Origin of the sequence: Achromobacter sp., assembly GCF_050285585.1 — a bacterium.
GTDB lineage: Bacteria > Pseudomonadota > Gammaproteobacteria > Burkholderiales > Burkholderiaceae_B > Achromobacter.
Window position 1 is genome coordinate 436,007 of record NZ_JBLZXF010000002.1, and the last position, 16,193, is coordinate 452,199.

Annotated in this window: 15 protein-coding genes; 9 read left to right on the forward strand and 6 right to left on the reverse strand. The window is 67.6% G+C overall.

The genetic code is table 11. The features are described from left to right. Positions 1 to 107: 107 nt before the first annotated feature. The gene (gene ffh / locus ACN6PJ_RS05155) at positions 108 to 1,514 is read right to left on the reverse strand and encodes a signal recognition particle protein (RefSeq protein WP_427994825.1); all 1,407 of its coding nucleotides are present in this window, start codon (positions 1,512 to 1,514) and stop codon (positions 108 to 110) included. A gap of 106 nt (positions 1,515 to 1,620) precedes the next feature. On the opposite strand from ffh, the gene ACN6PJ_RS05160 reads away from it, so the two are divergent. The 4 genes from ACN6PJ_RS05160 (at position 1,621) to ACN6PJ_RS05175 (ending at position 4,020) form a co-directional block, all read left to right on the forward strand. Next, positions 1,621 to 2,463: a cytochrome C assembly family protein gene (locus tag ACN6PJ_RS05160; RefSeq protein ID WP_427994826.1), complete on the forward strand. Its 843-nt coding sequence runs from the start codon at positions 1,621 to 1,623 to the stop codon at positions 2,461 to 2,463. Position 2,464: 1 nt separating this feature from the next. Then, a complete protein-coding gene (locus ACN6PJ_RS05165) occupies positions 2,465 to 2,728 on the forward strand; it encodes a PP0621 family protein (RefSeq protein ID WP_427994827.1) in 264 nt (87 codons plus the stop codon). Between the two features lie 75 nt (positions 2,729 to 2,803). Beyond that, the gene (ampD, locus tag ACN6PJ_RS05170; RefSeq protein ID WP_427994828.1) at positions 2,804 to 3,382 is read left to right on the forward strand and encodes a 1,6-anhydro-N-acetylmuramyl-L-alanine amidase AmpD; all 579 of its coding nucleotides are present in this window, start codon (positions 2,804 to 2,806) and stop codon (positions 3,380 to 3,382) included. 17 nt (positions 3,383 to 3,399) lie between these two features. Continuing rightward, positions 3,400 to 4,020 (forward strand): glutathione S-transferase family protein, encoded by a 621-nt coding sequence (locus tag ACN6PJ_RS05175; protein WP_427994829.1) that lies wholly within the window; start codon positions 3,400 to 3,402, stop codon positions 4,018 to 4,020. A gap of 19 nt (positions 4,021 to 4,039) precedes the next feature. On the opposite strand, the gene ACN6PJ_RS05180 is transcribed toward ACN6PJ_RS05175, so the two are convergent. Next, positions 4,040 to 4,858, reverse strand: coding sequence for an IclR family transcriptional regulator (locus ACN6PJ_RS05180; RefSeq protein ID WP_427994830.1), 819 nt, complete (start codon positions 4,856 to 4,858; stop codon positions 4,040 to 4,042). Between the two features lie 311 nt (positions 4,859 to 5,169). On the opposite strand from ACN6PJ_RS05180, the gene ACN6PJ_RS05185 reads away from it, so the two are divergent. From ACN6PJ_RS05185 to ACN6PJ_RS05200, 4 genes are read left to right on the forward strand one after another with little or no spacing between them, the layout of a single operon-like run. Beyond that, positions 5,170 to 6,177 carry a 2-dehydro-3-deoxygalactonokinase gene (locus ACN6PJ_RS05185; RefSeq protein ID WP_427994831.1) on the forward strand — a complete coding sequence of 336 codons (1,008 nt, stop codon included), beginning with the start codon at positions 5,170 to 5,172 and terminating at the stop codon, positions 6,175 to 6,177. Between the two features lie 9 nt (positions 6,178 to 6,186). Continuing rightward, positions 6,187 to 6,840, forward strand: coding sequence for a 2-dehydro-3-deoxy-6-phosphogalactonate aldolase (locus tag ACN6PJ_RS05190; RefSeq protein WP_427994832.1), 654 nt, complete (start codon positions 6,187 to 6,189; stop codon positions 6,838 to 6,840). Beyond that, positions 6,837 to 7,985, forward strand: coding sequence for a galactonate dehydratase (gene dgoD / locus ACN6PJ_RS05195; protein ID WP_427994833.1), 1,149 nt, complete (start codon positions 6,837 to 6,839; stop codon positions 7,983 to 7,985). The genes ACN6PJ_RS05190 and dgoD overlap by 4 nt, the downstream gene beginning before the upstream one ends. 28 nt (positions 7,986 to 8,013) lie before the next feature. After that, a complete protein-coding gene (locus tag ACN6PJ_RS05200) occupies positions 8,014 to 9,324 on the forward strand; it encodes an MFS transporter (protein ID WP_427994834.1) in 1,311 nt (436 codons plus the stop codon). Positions 9,325 to 9,390: 66 nt separating this feature from the next. Here ACN6PJ_RS05200 and ACN6PJ_RS05205 read toward each other — a convergent pair whose 3' ends face one another. The 3 genes from ACN6PJ_RS05205 to hydA all read right to left on the reverse strand — a co-directional run bounded on the left by ACN6PJ_RS05205 (position 9,391) and on the right by hydA (position 13,998). Further along, positions 9,391 to 10,992: an ABC transporter substrate-binding protein gene (locus tag ACN6PJ_RS05205; protein WP_427994835.1), complete on the reverse strand. Its 1,602-nt coding sequence runs from the start codon at positions 10,990 to 10,992 to the stop codon at positions 9,391 to 9,393. A 72-nt stretch (positions 10,993 to 11,064) separates the two neighbouring features. Next, the gene (locus ACN6PJ_RS05210) at positions 11,065 to 12,504 is read right to left on the reverse strand and encodes an amidohydrolase family protein (protein ID WP_427994836.1); all 1,440 of its coding nucleotides are present in this window, start codon (positions 12,502 to 12,504) and stop codon (positions 11,065 to 11,067) included. Positions 12,505 to 12,525: 21 nt separating this feature from the next. Then, the gene (gene hydA, locus ACN6PJ_RS05215) at positions 12,526 to 13,998 is read right to left on the reverse strand and encodes a dihydropyrimidinase (protein ID WP_427994837.1); all 1,473 of its coding nucleotides are present in this window, start codon (positions 13,996 to 13,998) and stop codon (positions 12,526 to 12,528) included. A gap of 236 nt (positions 13,999 to 14,234) precedes the next feature. Here hydA and ACN6PJ_RS05220 point away from each other — a divergent pair, with 236 nt between their 5' ends. Further along, positions 14,235 to 14,915, forward strand: a complete 681-nt coding sequence (locus ACN6PJ_RS05220; protein WP_427994838.1) for a GntR family transcriptional regulator — start codon at positions 14,235 to 14,237, stop codon at positions 14,913 to 14,915. Positions 14,916 to 14,993: 78 nt separating this feature from the next. Here the strand turns inward: ACN6PJ_RS05220 and ACN6PJ_RS05225 are convergent, their stop codons facing one another. Further along, on the reverse strand, positions 14,994 to 16,193 hold the full coding sequence (locus ACN6PJ_RS05225; protein ID WP_427994839.1) for an MFS transporter: 1,200 nt from the start codon (positions 16,191 to 16,193) through the stop codon (positions 14,994 to 14,996).

Sequence of the window (16,193 nt, forward strand, 5' to 3'; positions counted from 1 at the left end):
CCGCAAGCGAGCGGGGCGTGGGGCCCTTTTTCCGCCGGGCCGCCCCCAAGGAAAAAGCGCCCCCTCGGGGGGCAGCAAGCGAGCGTAGCGAGTGCGGCGTGGGGGCCTCACTTCATCCCGAAGCGGCCCAGGCCCTTCATGCCGCCCATGGCGCGCATCATCTTGGCCATGCCGCCCTTCTTCATCTGCTTCATCATGCCCTGCATCTGGTCGAATTGCGCCAGCAGGCGGTTGACCTCTTGCACGGGCACGCCGGAGCCCGCGGCGATGCGGCGCTTGCGCGATGCCTTGATGAGTTCGGGCTTGGCGCGTTCGGCCGCCGTCATGGAGTTCAGGATGCCTTCGGTGCGGCGCAGCTGCTTTTCAGCCTGGCCGCCCTGCAGCTGGCCGGCGGCCTGCTGAAACTGGGCAGGCAGCTTTTCCAGCAGGGAGCCCATGTCGCCCAGCTTCTTCACCTGGCCGAGCTGGTCGCGGAAATCGTTCAGGTCGAACTTGTTGCCCGACTTGATCTTCGCGGCCAGCTTCTGGGCTTCGGCGATGTCGATGTTCTTCTGCGCCTGCTCGACGAGCGAGACGATGTCGCCCATGCCCAGCACGCGCTGCGCCATGCGCTCGGGGTGGAAAGGCTCCAGGCCGTCCAGCTTTTCCGACACGCCGACGAACTTCAGGGGCTTGCCGGTGACGTGGCGGACCGAAAGCGCGGCGCCGCCGCGGGCGTCGCCATCGAGCTTGGTCAGGACCACGCCGGTCAGCGGCAGGGCGTCCGCGAAGGCGCGCGCGGTGTTGACCGCGTCCTGGCCCTGCATGGCGTCCACGACGAACAGCGTTTCCACCGGCTTGACCAGGTCATGGAGCGCGCGGATTTCGCGCATCATGGCCTCGTCGATGCCCAGGCGGCCGGCCGTGTCCAGGATCAGCACGTCGTAATGGTGGCGGCGCGCGTGGTCCACCGCGTTGCGGGCGATGTCCTCGGGCTTCTGGCTGGGGTCGGACGGCAGGAAATCCACGCCGACCTGCGCCGCCACGCTCTTCAGCTGGTCGATGGCGGCCGGGCGGTATACGTCGGCGGACACCACCAGCACCTTCTTCTTGCCGGTCTTGCGACCGTGCTGGGTATGCTGGCCTTCGGTGAGCCAGCGCGCCAGCTTGCCGGTGGTGGTGGTCTTGCCGGCGCCCTGCAGGCCGGCCATGAGGATCACGGCAGGCGGCTGCACGGCCAGCGAGAGCTCGCCGGAGTCGGCGCCCAGGTCGCCGCCCATGAGGGCGGTCAGTTCCTTGTGGACGACGCCCACCAGGGCCTGGCCCGGGCTGAGGCTGCCGGCGACTTCTTCGCCCAGCGCCTTTTCCTTCACCCGCGCGACGAATTCGCGCACGACGGGCAGCGCCACGTCGGCTTCCAGCAGCGCCATGCGCACTTCGCGCAGCATCTCCTGGGTGTTGGCCTCTGTCAGGCGGGCTTCCCCTCGCAGCGTCTTGACGACGCGCGACAGGCGTTGAGTTAGGTTATCGAGCATGAGAGGCGTTTCCGCTTAAACTAGTTGATTGAACGGTGGCCGCAGGCGCGGATTTCGCGCTTTCGGGTGGCACGCACCCCCAGGCCCCATCCAGACAACGGTTTCTATGTCACTAGGCATTGTATTTCACACGGCGGCTGCCTTGGCGTACGCAGTGCTCGGGGGGTCGCTTTGGATCCGCCTGGCCGGCGCCGGCGGCGTGGAACAGACGGGCAGGGTCGCCCGGATGTGCCTGCTGGGAGCCCTGGTCCTCCAAGGAATCGGGCTGCAACAAGCGATGCTGGGCGCCCAGCACCTGTTCATCGGGTGGGCGCTGGCCCTGTCCGCCGCCATCTGGCTGGGCATGGTGGTGTTCTGGCTGGAGAGCCTGGTGGTGCGCATAGACGGCCTGCAATTGCTGCTGCTGCCCGCAGCCACCCTCGCCAGCGGGCTGGCCGCCCTCTTTCCCCAGGGGCAGTACGTGCCCCACGCCAACGACGCCTGGCTGCGCGTGCACCTGCTGATCGCGCTGGCGGCCTATGGCCTGATCACCATTGCCGCCCTGCACGCGATGCTGATGGCGCTCCTGGACCGCCACCTGCACCGCCCGCTGGACGCGCCGGCCGAGCGCAGCATCGTGGGCCGCGTCCTGGATTCCCAGCCGCCGCTGCTGGTGCAGGAACAGCTGCTGTTCCGCATTATCTGGATCGGCTTCGTCGTGCTGACCCTGGCCGTGGCCACGGGGTCGGTGGCGTCCATGAAGCTGACGGGCAAGATCCTGCCATTCGACCACAAGACCGTCTTCACGCTGCTGTCCTGGCTGACGTTCGGCGTGCTCCTGGCGGGCCGCCACGTCTGGGGCTGGCGCGGCCGCGTCGCCCTGCGCTGGACGCTGACGGGCTTTGGTTTCCTGATTCTGGCCTACACCGGCAGCCGGTTCGTGCTGGAAATGATTCTGCACCGAGGTTGACGTGGGCAAGTTGCTGTTCTGGATTTTTCTGGTCATCGTGGTGCTGTTCGCCGCGCGCATCGCCGGCCGCATGGCGGCGGCCAAGCAGGCCGGCGCGCAAGGCGGGCGCGCCGCCCGCGGCCAGGCGCCGCAGCCCCGGCAGGTGGAATCCATGGTGCGTTGCGCCCACTGCGGCATCCATCTGCCGCGCTCCGAAGCCCTGCTGCAGGGTGGCCAGACCTGGTGCAATGCGGAACACGCGCGGCTGGGGCCCCGCAAGCACTGAGCCTGGCGCCGCATAGAAGCCTGCCTTTTCACACGGCATAATGCATGTTGAATTCCATACACATGCTCCCTTCCCATGGCCTTGCTACTGGATCGTCATGGCTGGCTGGCGCCGGCCCCGGGTGTTTCGCTCCTGCCCTCCCCCAATCGCGACGAGCGGCCCGCGGGCGCGCAGGTCTCGCTGCTCGTGCTGCACAACATCAGCCTGCCGCCCGGGCAATTCGGCGGCCCTGAAGTCGCCGGCCTGTTCCTGAACAAGCTGGACTACGGCTCGCATCCCTGGCTGGAACGCCTGCGCGGGCTGCGGGTGTCGGCGCATTTCTTCATCCGGCGCGACGGCGGCATCGTCCAGTTCGTGTCCACCGACAAGCGCGCCTGGCACGCGGGCGTATCGCGCTATGCGGGCCGCGAACGCTGCAACGACTTTTCCATCGGCATCGAGCTCGAAGGCACCGATACCCTGCCCTACGCCGACGCGCAGTACCTGGCGCTGCGCAAACTGACGCCCGCGCTGCGCGCGCGCTACCCCCTGGCCGCGGCCTGGGGCCACGAACACATCGCCCCGGGGCGCAAGACGGACCCCGGGCCCGCTTTCAACTGGACGCGCTTCTCGCGCGATTGCGGTTTTGCGCGGCGGCAATTGCCGCCCGCCTGATACCAAAAGGACTGGTTATGTTGAAGATCTGGGGACGCCTGACTTCCGTCAACGTTCAGAAAGTCATGCTGGCCGTGCGCGAACTCGCGCTGCCGCACTCCTTCACGCAGGCCGGCGGGCCGTTCGGCGTGGTCGACACGCCCGAATTCGCCAGGCTCAACCCCAATCGCACCGTGCCCGTCATCGACGACGGCGGCTTCGTGCTGTGGGAATCCAACGCCATCGTGCGCTACCTGGCCTCGCGCTACGGCGTGGGCACGCTGTGGCCCGAGGACGCCTGCCTGCGCGCGGATGCCGATCGCTGGATGGACTGGCAGGCCACGGAATGGCAGGGCGTGATGGGCCCGGCCTTTCTGGGCCTGATCCGCACGCCCGAAGGAAAGCGCGACAAGGCCGCCATCGAAAATTCGGTGAAGCGCTCGAATGCCCGCGCCCTGATCCTGGACCAGGCCCTGCAAGGCCGCGAATTCATCGCCGGCCGCCACCTGACCATGGGCGACATCGCCCTGGTCTGCTCGGCGCACCGCTGGCTGGCGCTGCCGATCGAACGCCCGGACACGCCCGCGCTGTCCGCCTGGTACCGCCGCGTCATGATGCGCCCCGCGCCGCAGGGCGTGCTGACGTTGCCGCTGGAGTAAGGCCTCCTGGCGCGCGGAATCAGGCGCGCGCCACCTTCCACCCCAGTTCCGCGGAGATCCCCGCCGCCGCGTCCTGAACGACGGCGACCATTTCGCGCATGCGTTCCAGCGACATGTACGGCACCGTGCTGGACACGCTGATCGCCGCCACGATGCCGCTGGATGCGTCGCGCACCGGCGCGGCCACGCAGCGGATCGACGGCTCGTTGTCTTCGAGGTCGAAGGCGTATCCATTCGCCGCGTACTCGCGCATCCGCTCGCGGAAGGCTTCCCAGGTCTGGCGGCCGCCAGGCGCGCGCGACGATACCGGCGCGCCGATGCGGTGCAGCGCCTTCCATTGCGGCTCTTCGGCATCCAGCAATAGCGCCTTGCCCACGCCGGTGGCGGCCAGCGGCATGCGGTGGCCCACGCGCGAGCGCATTTCCAAGCCCTTCTTGCCGGGGATCTTCTCCAGGTACAGCACCTCGTCGTTGTCGCGCACCGCCAGGTGGATGGTGTCGCCCGTCAGTTCCGCGAGGCCGTCCAGGTAGGGGCGCGCCAGCGTCGCCATCGGAAAGGCCTCGCGCGCCTGGAACCCCAGTTCGATCAGCTTGGGCCCCAGCACATAGCCCACGCCCGGCAAGGAACGCAGATAGCGCTCCTGCACCAGGCAACTGGCCAGCCGGTGCGTGGTGCTGCGCGCCACGCCGATGCGGGCGCAGATCTCCTTCAGGTCGCGCGCGCCTTCCGATACGGCCTGCACAACGGCCAGGCCGCGCATCAGCGTCTGCGTTCCGGCAGGCGCGGCGGCATCGGGGTCCAGGGTGGGGGCGGGATCGGAGGCAAGCGTGGTGGTCATGAAAGTCAGGGCTGCGCGGCAAGCAAGGGACGAAGCATACCCGGCGCGGCCGGGCGGCCATGCGGGAAAAAAGACGCCATTTCCGGGCGATACCCGGACTGGCGGAGAGGAGCGTACCGCAGCGCCCTTCATTTTTGTTCCCTGTATGTGGGATTTAATTCTATATTTTGAGATTTTTCAAGCGCTGATCTAGAATTTTTCCCATCGCCCGCCCGCGCCAGCCCAGCGCGGGCGGGCCTCAGACAACAAGGTCCGCAGAACCCTGCCGCAGCGGCAGACGGATCCGCGGCCAGAGCCGAGACAGATCTCTGATGACTACCGGATCGCCCGCCCGCGCGGCGCTCATCGCGCTGGACTGGGGCACCTCATCGTTGCGCGCCTACCGCCTGGACCACGCCGGCCGCACCCTCGACACACGCCACCTGCCCTGGGGCATCATGCGCCTGCCGCAGCCGCTGCAGGACGGCGCGGCCACCACCGCGCTGTCGGGCTTCGAGCTGGCCTTCGAGCAGGCTTGCGGCGACTGGCTGCGGTCCGAGCCGTCGCTGCCGGTGATCGCCTGCGGCATGGTGGGCAGCGCCCAGGGCTGGAAGGAAGCCGCCTACCTGGACGTGCCCGTCGACCTGGCGCGCATCGGCACGCTGCTGACCGTGGTGGAACGCAATGGCTCCACTCCCGTGCACATCGTGCCCGGCCTGATCCAGCGCCATGGCCTGCCCAACGTGATGCGGGGCGAGGAAACCCAGGTTTTCGGCGTGCTGTTCGACCAGGCGGAAGCAGGCGCGGACAGCGTGCTGATCGGCCTGCCGGGCACGCATTCCAAATGGGTGAACGCCCGCCGCGGCCGCGTCACGCATTTCGACACGTTCATGACGGGCGAGGTCTACGCCGCCTTGCGCGGCCACACCATTCTGGGCCGCACCATGGCGGACGCCGCCAGCGCCGACATGGCCGCCTTCGAACGCGGCCTGAAAGTGGCCGGCGCCCCCGCGGGCCGCGCGGGGGTCCTGTCCACCATCTTCAGCACCCGGGCGCTGGGGCTGACCGGCGAACTTGCGCCCGAATCGCAGGCCGACTACCTGTCGGGCCTGCTCATCGGCCACGAAGTCGCCGCGCTGGCCGACATGCTGCGTCAGCAAGGCGAGCTGCCTCGCATCGTGCTTTGCGGCGAACCCGCGCTGTGCCAGCGCTACATACAGGCCATGCGGCATTACGGCCTGGGCACGCCCGGACAGGCCCAGGACGCCACCGAACGCGGCCTGTGGCACCTGGCCGTCAGCGCCGGGCTGGTCGCCTCCCCTTCAACGGCCAACGCCTAGGAACCGAACATGAACCACCCTGGTCTGCAAACCGCCATGGCCCACTGCGGCCTGATCGCCATCCTGCGCGGCATTACGCCCGCCGAAGCCGAGCCCGTCGGCCAGGCGCTGTACGCCGCGGGCTTCCGCCTGATCGAAGTGCCGCTGAATTCGCCCGACCCGCTGGACAGCATCCGCGCCATGCGCGCCGCCCTGCCCGCCGATTGCCTGATTGGCGCCGGCACCGTGCTGAACCCCGACGACTGCGCGCGCATCCGGCAGGCGGGCGGAGAACTCATCGTCATGCCGCATAGCGACGCCGCCGTGATCCGCGCCGCCAAGCAGCTGGGCATGGCGTCCTGCCCCGGCGTGGCCACGCCCACCGAGGCCTACGCCGCGCTGGCGGCCGGCGCCGACGTGCTGAAGATGTTCCCGGCCGAACAACTGGGCCCCGCCGTGCTGAAGGCGTGGCGCGCCGTGATGCGCCCGCCCATCGCGCTGGTGCCCGTGGGCGGCATCACGCCCGACAACCTTTCTTCTTACGCCCAGGCGGGCGCCAGCGGCTTCGGCCTGGGCTCCGCCTTGTACAAACCCGGCCTGTCGGCCAACGAAGTCGGCCAGAACGCGCGCGCTTTCATCGCCGCCTGGCAACGCGCCCATTCCGCCCAGGAGACCCAAGCATGAAGATCACCAAGCTCACCACCTACATCGTGCCGCCCCGGTGGTGCTTCCTGAAGATCGAAACGGACGCCGGCATCGTCGGCTGGGGCGAGCCCGTCGTCGAAGGACGCGCGCACGCCGTGGCCGCCGCCGTCGAAGAACTGTCCGACTACCTGGTCGGCAAGGATCCGCGCAACATCGAAGACCACTGGACGGTGCTGTACCGCGGCGGCTTCTATCGCGGCGGCGCCATCCACATGAGCGCGCTGGCCGGCATCGACCAGGCGCTGTGGGACATCAAGGGCAAGCACCTGGGCGTGCCCGTATCGCAGCTGCTGGGCGGCAACGTGCGCGACCGGATCCGCGTGTATTCGTGGATCGGCGGCGACCGCCCCGCCGACACCGCCGCGGCCGCCAAGGGCGCGGTCGAGCGCGGCTTCACCGCCGTGAAGATGAACGGCACCGAAGAACTGCAGTACATCGATTCGTTCGACAAGGTCGAGAAGTGCCTGGAGAACGTGGCCGCGGTGCGCGAGGCCGTCGGGCCCAACGTGGGCATCGGCGTGGATTTCCACGGCCGGGTGCACAAGCCCATGGCCAAGGTGCTGATGAAGGAGTTGGACCCGTTCAAGCTCATGTTCATCGAAGAACCCGTGCTGAGCGAGCACTACGAGGCCCTGAAGGAACTGGCGCCCCTGACCTCCACGCCGATCGCGCTGGGCGAACGCCTGTTCTCGCGCTGGGACTTCAAGCGCGTGCTGTCCGAGGGCTATGTGGACATCATCCAGCCCGATCCGTCGCACGCCGGCGGCATCACGGAGACACGCAAGATCGCGGCCATGGCCGAGGCCTACGACGTGGCGCTGGCGCTGCATTGCCCGCTGGGTCCCATCGCGTTGGCCACCTGCCTGCAGATCGACGCCGGCTGCTACAACGCGTTCATCCAGGAACAGAGCCTGGGCATCCATTACAACGCGGCGAACGACCTGCTGGACTACGTCAGCAACCGCGAAGTCTTCGCCTATGAAGACGGCATGGTCGCGATTCCCCAGGGTCCGGGCCTGGGCATCGAGGTCAACGAGGAATACGTGAAAGAGCGCGCCGCCGTGGGCCACCGCTGGCGCAACCCCATCTGGCGCCACGCCGACGGCAGCTTCGCCGAGTGGTAGGTCGATAAAGAGAAAGAGGAGACTTCCCTTGTCCACCGCTACCCACGCCGGCTTGCAGGGCGCCCAGCGCCCCACCCGCAGCCGGTACCTCATCATGGTGATGCTGTTCATCACCGTAGTCATCAACTACCTGGACCGCAGCAACCTGTCCATCGCCGCGCCTGCCCTGAAGGACGAGTTCGGCCTGGACACCGTGCACGAAGGCCTGATCCTGTCGGCCTTCGGCTGGACCTACGCGGCCATGCAGATCCCCGGCGGCTGGCTGGTGGATCGCGTGTCCCCGCGCGTGCTGTACGCGGCCGCGCTGATCCTGTGGTCTGCGGCCACGTTCTTCATGGGCTTCGCCGGCAGCTTCGTCATCCTGTTCGTCCTGCGCCTGGCCGTGGGCGCGCTGGAAGCGCCCGCCTACCCGATCAACAACCGCGTCGTCACGACGTGGTTCCCCGAACGCGAGCGGGCCACCGCCATCGGCTTCTACACCTCGGGCCAGTTCGTCGGCCTGGCGTTCCTGACGCCCGTGCTGGCCTGGCTGCAGCATCACTACGGCTGGCACATGGTGTTCGTCAGCACGGGCCTGCTGGGCATCGTCTGGGGCGTGCTGTGGTTCATGGTCTACCGTGAACCGCGCCAGTTCAAGGGCGCGAACGCCGCCGAGATCGAACTGATCCAGCAAGGCGGCGGCGTGGTCGACCTGGACCGCCGCGCGCGGGAAAAAAAGGCCCCGTTCAGCTGGAACGACCTGGGCCTGGTAATGAGCAAGCGCAAGCTCTGGGGCGTGTACCTGGGCCAGTTCTGCCTGACGTCCACGCTGTGGTTCTTCCTGACCTGGTTCCCCACGTATCTGGTGAAGTACCGCGGCATGGACTTCATCAAGTCCGGCTTCCTGGCGTCGGTGCCGTTCCTGGCGGCCTTCATCGGCGTGCTGTGCTCGGGCGTGCTCTCCGACTTCCTGATCCGCCGCGGCGCCACCGTGGGCCTGGCGCGCAAGCTGCCCATCATCCTGGGCCTCTTGATCTCCACGTCCATGATCGGCGCCAACTTCACGGACTCCACGCCCTGGGTCATCTTCTTCCTGGCCGTGGCGTTCTTCGGCAACGGACTGGCTTCGATCACGTGGTCGCTGGTGTCGACCCTGGCGCCCGTGCGCTTGCTGGGGCTGACGGGCGGCGTGTTCAACTTCGTTGGCAACCTGTCGTCGATCTGCACGCCGATCGTGATCGGTTTCCTGGTGACGAAAGACAGCTTCGCGCCGGCGATCGTGTACGTGTCTTCGCTGGCCCTGCTGGGCGCGCTGTCGTACATCCTGCTGGTGGGCAAGGTGGAGCGGATCGAAGCCTGACGCCGCGCGCGGGGAAAAATTGGGCGCCCGCGTGGCGCCCAATTTTTCTGCGGCCGCCCTGCCAGCCTATTTGCCCGCCTTCTTGATGTTCCAGAAGACCGGCGCCGGCGACTCCAGCACGCCCGACAGCCTATTGCTGTAGGCGGCCGCCGTTTCGATCTGGCCCAGGGTGATCGCCACGCCTTCGTCCAGCATCACGTCCTGCAGCTGCTCGGCCAGCTGCTTGCGCTCGGCGTCGTTGCCGGCGACCAGGAACTTGTCGCGCAGCGCCTCCACCTGCGGCACGGTCGGCCAGCCGAACCAGGCCTTCTCGCCGTTGGCCGACACGCCGTAGTTGCGCAAGGGATCCATGATTTCGCTGACGTGCCAGGTGGTCACGAAAATGCTCCAGCCGCCCTTGGCCGGCACGTCGCGATTGGCGCGGCGCGACAGCATGGTCATGAAGTCCATGGCCTGCAGCTGAACATTGAAGCCCGCCTGCCGCAGCTGCTGCGCCATCACCACGGGAATGGCCGACGCCATGGCGATATCCGTCGCATGCAGGATCGCCACCGGCGCGCCGTCGTACTTGGCCTCCTTCAGCAGGGCCTTGGCCTTCTCGATATTGGACGGCACGATCATGTCGGCGCGCGTGTTGCTGGAATACGGCAGATTGCAGCCGAACACCGCGCCGCAGGTCTTGAAGAATTCCGGGTCGCCCACCTGCGCCTTCAGGATATCGTCTTGCCCCACCGCGTACATCGCCGCCTGGCGCACCAGCTTGTTGTCGAACGGCGCATGCAGCTGGTTGAAGCGGTACATGGGCTGGTAGCCCATCTTGTCGAGCACGCGCAGCGTCAGGTCCGGCGCGCTCTTGACCATGGGTATTAGGTCGAATGGCACGGTCTCGATGTAATCGACCTCGCCTTCCAGCAGGGCATTCACCGTGGTCATCGGGTCCGCCATGGCCACCCATTCGACGCGGTCCACGTTGACGACCTTGCCGCCCGCGGTCCAGCTGGGCGCTTCCTTGCGCGGCACGTAGTCGGCGTTCTTCTCGTACACGGTCTTCACGCCGGGCTGGAATTCCTTCTGCACGAACTTGAACGGGCCCGAACCGGTGTAATCGGTGATGGCCTGCGCCACCGGCGTCTGCGCCACGCGCTTGGGCATCATGAAGCTGGGCAGGCCGCTGGGCTTGCCCAGCGCCGACAGCACGTCCGCCGGCTGGCTCAACACGATCTTGAACGTCTTGTCGTCGATCACGTCCATCGACGACACCAGGGGCATCAACTGGCGGCCTGTCTTGTCCGACTGGGCCCAGCGCTGGATGGAGGCCACGCAATCCTCGGCCTTCACCGGCGTTCCATCGTGCCATTTCAGGCCATCGCGCAACGTGAACGTGTAGGTCTTGCCGTCCGGCGAAATCTCCCACTTGTCGGCCATCTGCGGCTGGATCTTGTTGTTCGCGTCCGTCGCCAGCAGCGTGTCGTAGATCATGTAGGCATGATTGCGCGTCTGGTGCGACGCCGTCAGCACCGGGTCCAGCACCGTCAGCTTGCTGGCCATGACCACCGTCAGCGTTTCCGCCTGGGCGGGCGCCCAGGCCATCGCGGCGGCGCAGGCCGCAGCGCCCAGGCCGCCCAGCCGGAAGCGGTCGGAGAGTCTTTCCGGAAAGAAGTAAGCCATGTCATTCCCCTTGTATTGGTATAGCGGGGCGAGCCGTTGTCCGCCCCGGATTTGCCGCGGATAACCCTGCGTTCAGACGACGTCGAACGACAGCGGAGACATCTGATCGGCGCTACGCCCCGCAACCAGATCCCTGGACGGCACCAGCGCTTCGGCGCGCCGCTGAGCCTCGTCCACCTGCTCGGCCGCCTTCCGGTAATCCAGCGAATGCACCTGGCCTTCGTGCACCACCCGCCGGCCGTCGACGTACACGGTATGCACGGCGCGGTCCGCCGCCGCATAGACCAGGCTGCGCACCGGGTCGCGCGACGGGCGCATCAGGTGATGGGTCATGTCGACCATCACGATGTCGGCCCGCGCGCCGACGGCGACGCGGCCCAGATCGTCGCGGCCCAGCGCCTTGGCGCCGCCGACGGTGGCGGCATGGAACACTTCGCCGGTCGTGACGGCGCGGGGCGTCTGCGCCATCAGGCGGGCCAGATACCCCACGTGGCGCATCTCCTCGATCATGTTGTGCGGATACGTGTCCGTGCCGATGCCCAGGTTGATGCCGGCGCGGCGATAGCGTCCGAAGTCGCGCAGCGCCATGCCTCGGCGCAGGAACACGGTGGGACAGTGCGCCACGCTGGCGCCCGTCTCGGCCAGGATGGACAGATCCGTGGCGGTGTTCCAGTGCGTGTTCGGATGGTCGTCCACGAAGATCCCATGGCCGACGATGCTGTCCTGGCCCAGCACGCCCAGGCTGTGCAGCCACTGCACCGGCGTCAGGCCGTGGCGGCGGGTGATTTCGTGGAACTCGGGCAGGGACTGCGCGGCGTGGGTCTGCCAGACCAGGCCCCGGCGCTGCGCCTCCTGGTAGCTGGCCTTGAGCAGTTCCGGCGTGCAGGTATCGATCTGCGCCGGCACCAGCATGCCGGTCAGCCGGCCGCAGGCATGCGCCTCGGCCTTGTCGATGAGCGCCAGCGCGCGCTCCATGCCGGCCTCGCCCGCCTTTTCGTTCCACTCGTATTCCACGACATGGCCGTTGCGGGTGAACCAGCGCGCCGAGCGGAACATGGGGGCAATGTAGGCGCGCAGCCCGCTTTGCACCATGATGTCGATCCACTGTTCATGGGCGACCGACATGTCCACCACGGTCGTCACGCCGGACATCAGCAGCTCGGCCGCCGCCAGCGTCAGCTGCGCCGGGGCGGCTTCCTCGTCGCCCTCCATCGTGGGCATGTACTCGTACAGATTGGAGTTGTACAGGCCGGCGGATCCGGTCTCGTCCGTGTAGCCCTTGTTGATGGGCTCGTGCACCAGGTGGCTGTGGATGTCGACCAGGCCCGGCATCACCATCATGCCGCTGCCGTTGACGATGTCCGCATCGGGCGCCGCCTGCGCCGCCGCGCCGATGTGCGTGATGCGCCCATCGGCGAAGGCCACGTCCGCGTTCTTCATGTACACGTGGCGCTGGCGCGCGTCATCCCAGGCGACCACCACATCGGCGTTCTTGATTAGCGTGCTTTTCACTGCAAGATCCTCCTGAATTGATCACTGGATTCCGTGTTGCGCGTCCTGGCGCCACGCCGGCTGCGCATTCCTGCGGGCGCTGGGCGGCGCGAGGCTGGGCAGCCCTCGCCGCAGGAACCGGCCCTGCCCGGCCGCGCCCGTGAAGCGCGCGCCATCCCAGACGACCTGCCCGCGCAGCAAGGTCATGGCCGGCCAGGCCCGCAGGGGCATGCCCGCGTAGGGGGTGTAGTCCGCCGCGTGATGCAGGTGTTCGTTTCCAAGAATGAAGTCGCGCGCTTCCCATATCACCAGGTCCGCGTCGCTGCCGATGGCCAGCGTGCCCTTTTGGGGATAGAGACCGTATGCCCGCGCCGGCTGCGTGGCCGTCAATTCCACGAATCGATTCAGGCTGATGCGGCCGCCCAGCACCCCTTCGGAATACAGCAACGGCATGCGCGTTTCGATGCCCGGAATGCCGTTCGGGATATGGCGGAACGCCACTTCCCTGCCGCCCGGCGTCTTGCCGTCGTCCCCGTTGAGGTTGAAGGGCGAGTGATCCGACGAGAACACCGTGAACAGGCCGTCCGCCAGGCCCTGCCAGATGTCTTCCTGGCTGGACTTGTCGCGCGGCGGCGGACTGCACACGCAGCGCGCGCCGAAATAGCTATCGTCCATCCCCAGGTCCGCCGCCGTCAGCAGGAGGTATTGCGGACAGGTTTCGGCATAGACGTTCAGGCCCTTGGCCCGCGCATCGCGGATCTGGGCCACGGCCTCGCCGCCGGAAATGTGCACCAGCAGGATCGGCACGTCGACGAGTTCGGCTAGCGCGATGGCGCGGTGCGCGCCCTCGCGCTCCACCAGCGTCGGGCGCGACACCGCATGAAAGCGCGGCGCCGTGCGGCCCGCGGCCTCCAGCCGCCGCGTCAGCCACGCGATGCAATCCGAATTCTCGGCATGGATCATCGCCATGCCGCCATGGCTGCGCGCCGTGTCCAGCACGTCCAGAATCTGGCCGTCCGACAGCTTCAGCGCGTCGTAGGTCATGTACAGCTTGAACGAGGTGTAGCCCGCCTCGATCAAGCGCGGCAGCTCGTCGTGAAGCACCGCCGGGGTGGGATCGGTCAGGATCAGGTGAAAACCGTAATCCACGCAGGCGTGTCCCTCGGCCCGCTGGTGGTAGTCATCGATCGCCGCCTGCAGCGTGCCGCCCTTGCGCTGCGCCGCGAACGGGATCACGGTCGTCGTGCCGCCGCAGGCCGCCGAACGCGTGCCCGTGTGGAAATCGTCGGCCAGCTTCACGGGCGGCGCCATCGGCTGATCCAGATGGCAATGGGCATCGACACCGCCGGGCGTCACAACCCGCCCCGCCACGTCGATTTCGCGCAGGCCCGGCGCCAGGCCAAGGCCGATCTGCACGATACGGCCGTCCGCAACCGCCAGGTCCGCGCGGCAGGTATCGCCCGCGGTTGCCAGAACCGCGTCGCGGAGCACCAGATCAAAACCCTGCTTCGTCATATGCGTCAGCCCGTCTGATCCGCCCGGCCTCCGGGCCGCAGGATGGGCCGGACGAGCAGGTTGTGAGCGGATTCTAGGCTGAATGCAAAAATGATTACGCTAGTGATTACCCTGAAATATACATTTCCGCCTATCGATTGTTAACATTATTTTCGACACCTCGCCGCAACGCCTGACCGCAGCGGCAGGCGATCGGGTATCTTCTGGCATCACACGCGCAAACCAATAACAAGCCTATGGCAACGGACAAAAGCGAAAACACGGTCACCAGCATCTATGAGCGCATCTACCGCGCCATCCTGGACAACCGGCTCAAGCCCGGCACCAAGCTGGTGGAAGAACGCCTGGCCGAGATCTTCGAGGTCAGCCGCCCGCGCATCCGCGAAGTCCTGGCGCGCCTCGCGCACGAGCAGATCGTGGACCTGTTTCCGCAACGCGGCGCCTACGTCGCCAAGCCCTCGATCGACAAGGCGCGGGATGTCTTCGAAGCCCGCCGGCTGATCGAACCCGCCCTCGTGCGCCGCCTGACCCAGAATCTCACCCCGGAAAAACTTGCCCGCCTGCGCGAGCACGTCGTGCGGGAGCACGAGGCCCGCAAGCGCGACGACAAACGGGCCATCATCCGGCTCAGCGGCGAATTCCACATTCTGCTGAGCGAGCTCGCGGGCAATGGCGAATTGGCGCGCACCATGCGCGAACTGTCCACGCTGACCTGTCTCGTCATCTTCCTGTACAACCTGCCCACCGCCACCAGCTGCCGCGACGACGAGCACGAGCTGATCACCGAGGCCATCGCCGCCCGCGACGCCCCGCGCGCCGAGGCGCTGACCCTGCATCACCTGGACCACATCGAGCAAAGCGTAAAACTGGACGCCGTGGAAGAGTCCGAGGCCCTGGAAGACGTCTTCAAGTTCTGACGCCGGCCCATGAAAAACCCCGGCGGGGCGCCATTCAGCGTCCCTGCCGGGGTTTTTTGCAACCCGCCGCCCGAATAATCAGCAGCCCTGCATTTCCAGCTTGCGGCGGCGCACGTTGCCGGCGCGCTGCAGCAGGACCAGCGTCAGGCCGGCCGCGGCGATGACGGCGCCGGCGATCGGCACGGCGGCGTAGCCCAGCCCGGCGGAGATCACCGCGCCGCCGGCAGCCGCGCCCACGGCATTGCCCAGGTTGAAGGCGCCGACGTTCACGGAAGAGGCCAGGCCGGGCGCGTCCTTGGCGGCGCGCATCACGCCCATCTGCAGCGGGGGCACCACCGCGAAGGTCGCCACGCCGAAGATCAGGAGGGCGACCGCCGCGCCGACCTGCGTGGAGGCGATCCAGGGAAAGGCCAGCAGGTCGGCGATGACCAGCGCCAGGAAGGCGATCAGCGTGCCGTCCAGCGAACGGTCCGCCATGCGGCCGCCCAGCCCGTTGCCCAGCGTGAAGCCCAGGCCCACCAGCACCAGCATGCCGGTGATGAAGGCGGGCGAGGCGCCCGTGATGTCGGCCAGGGTCGGAGCAATGTAGGTGTACAGCGTGAACATCGCGCCCGCGCCCAGCACGGTCGTCAGCAAGGCCGTCAGCACGAGCGGGCTCTTCAGCACGGACAGTTCGTGGCCCACGTTGGGGCGGCTGCCGGGTTCACCCGCCGGCAGCGCGCGCCACAGGGCCAGCATGGCGATCAGGCCCAGCCCCGCGGTGGCGGCGAACGACATGCGCCAGCCGATGGCCTGCCCCAGCCAGGTGGCGGCGGGCACCCCGCCCACGTTGGCGATGGTCAGGCCCATGAACATGGTCGCGACGGCGCTCGCCTGCTTGTGGCGCGGCACCACGCTGGCGGCGACGAGCGACCCCAGGCCGAAGAACGCGCCGTGGTTCAGGCTGGTCACCAGGCGGGCCAGCAGCAGCGTCGTGTAGTTGGGCGACAGCGCCGACAGCACGTTGCCGATGGTGAAGATGGCCATCAGCAGGATCAGCGCCTTGCGCTTGGACCAGCGCGAAAAGGCCAGGGTCATCAGCGGCGCGCCGACCATCACGCCTATCGCGTAGGCGCTGATCAGCATCCCGGCGCTGGGAATGGAGACATTCACGCCTTCTGCGATGACGGGCAACAGGCCCATGGGCGAAAACTCGGTCACGCCGATGCCGAAGGCGCCAACCGCGAGCGCCAGCAGTGGCAGGCCGGCCTTCACCGGTTGAGTATCTTGGGGGTTCAT

Excerpts from the sequence above, each read along its gene's own strand:
- ffh (WP_427994825.1), bottom strand. The coding sequence starts at position 1,514 with ATGCTCGATAACCTAACTCAACGCCTGTCGCGCGTCGTCAAGACGCTG.
- ACN6PJ_RS05160 (WP_427994826.1), top strand. The coding sequence starts at position 1,621 with ATGTCACTAGGCATTGTATTTCACACGGCGGCTGCCTTGGCGTACGCA.
- ampD (WP_427994828.1), top strand. The coding sequence starts at position 2,804 with ATGGCCTTGCTACTGGATCGTCATGGCTGGCTGGCGCCGGCCCCGGGT.
- ACN6PJ_RS05175 (WP_427994829.1), top strand. The coding sequence starts at position 3,400 with ATGTTGAAGATCTGGGGACGCCTGACTTCCGTCAACGTTCAGAAAGTC.
- ACN6PJ_RS05180 (WP_427994830.1), bottom strand. The coding sequence starts at position 4,858 with ATGACCACCACGCTTGCCTCCGATCCCGCCCCCACCCTGGACCCCGAT.
- ACN6PJ_RS05185 (WP_427994831.1), top strand. The coding sequence starts at position 5,170 with ATGACTACCGGATCGCCCGCCCGCGCGGCGCTCATCGCGCTGGACTGG.
- ACN6PJ_RS05190 (WP_427994832.1), top strand. The coding sequence starts at position 6,187 with ATGAACCACCCTGGTCTGCAAACCGCCATGGCCCACTGCGGCCTGATC.
- dgoD (WP_427994833.1), top strand. The coding sequence starts at position 6,837 with ATGAAGATCACCAAGCTCACCACCTACATCGTGCCGCCCCGGTGGTGC.
- ACN6PJ_RS05205 (WP_427994835.1), bottom strand. The coding sequence starts at position 10,992 with ATGGCTTACTTCTTTCCGGAAAGACTCTCCGACCGCTTCCGGCTGGGC.
- hydA (WP_427994837.1), bottom strand. The coding sequence starts at position 13,998 with ATGACGAAGCAGGGTTTTGATCTGGTGCTCCGCGACGCGGTTCTGGCA.
- ACN6PJ_RS05220 (WP_427994838.1), top strand. The coding sequence starts at position 14,235 with ATGGCAACGGACAAAAGCGAAAACACGGTCACCAGCATCTATGAGCGC.
- ACN6PJ_RS05225 (WP_427994839.1), bottom strand. The coding sequence starts at position 16,193 with ATGAACCCCCAAGATACTCAACCGGTGAAGGCCGGCCTGCCACTGCTG.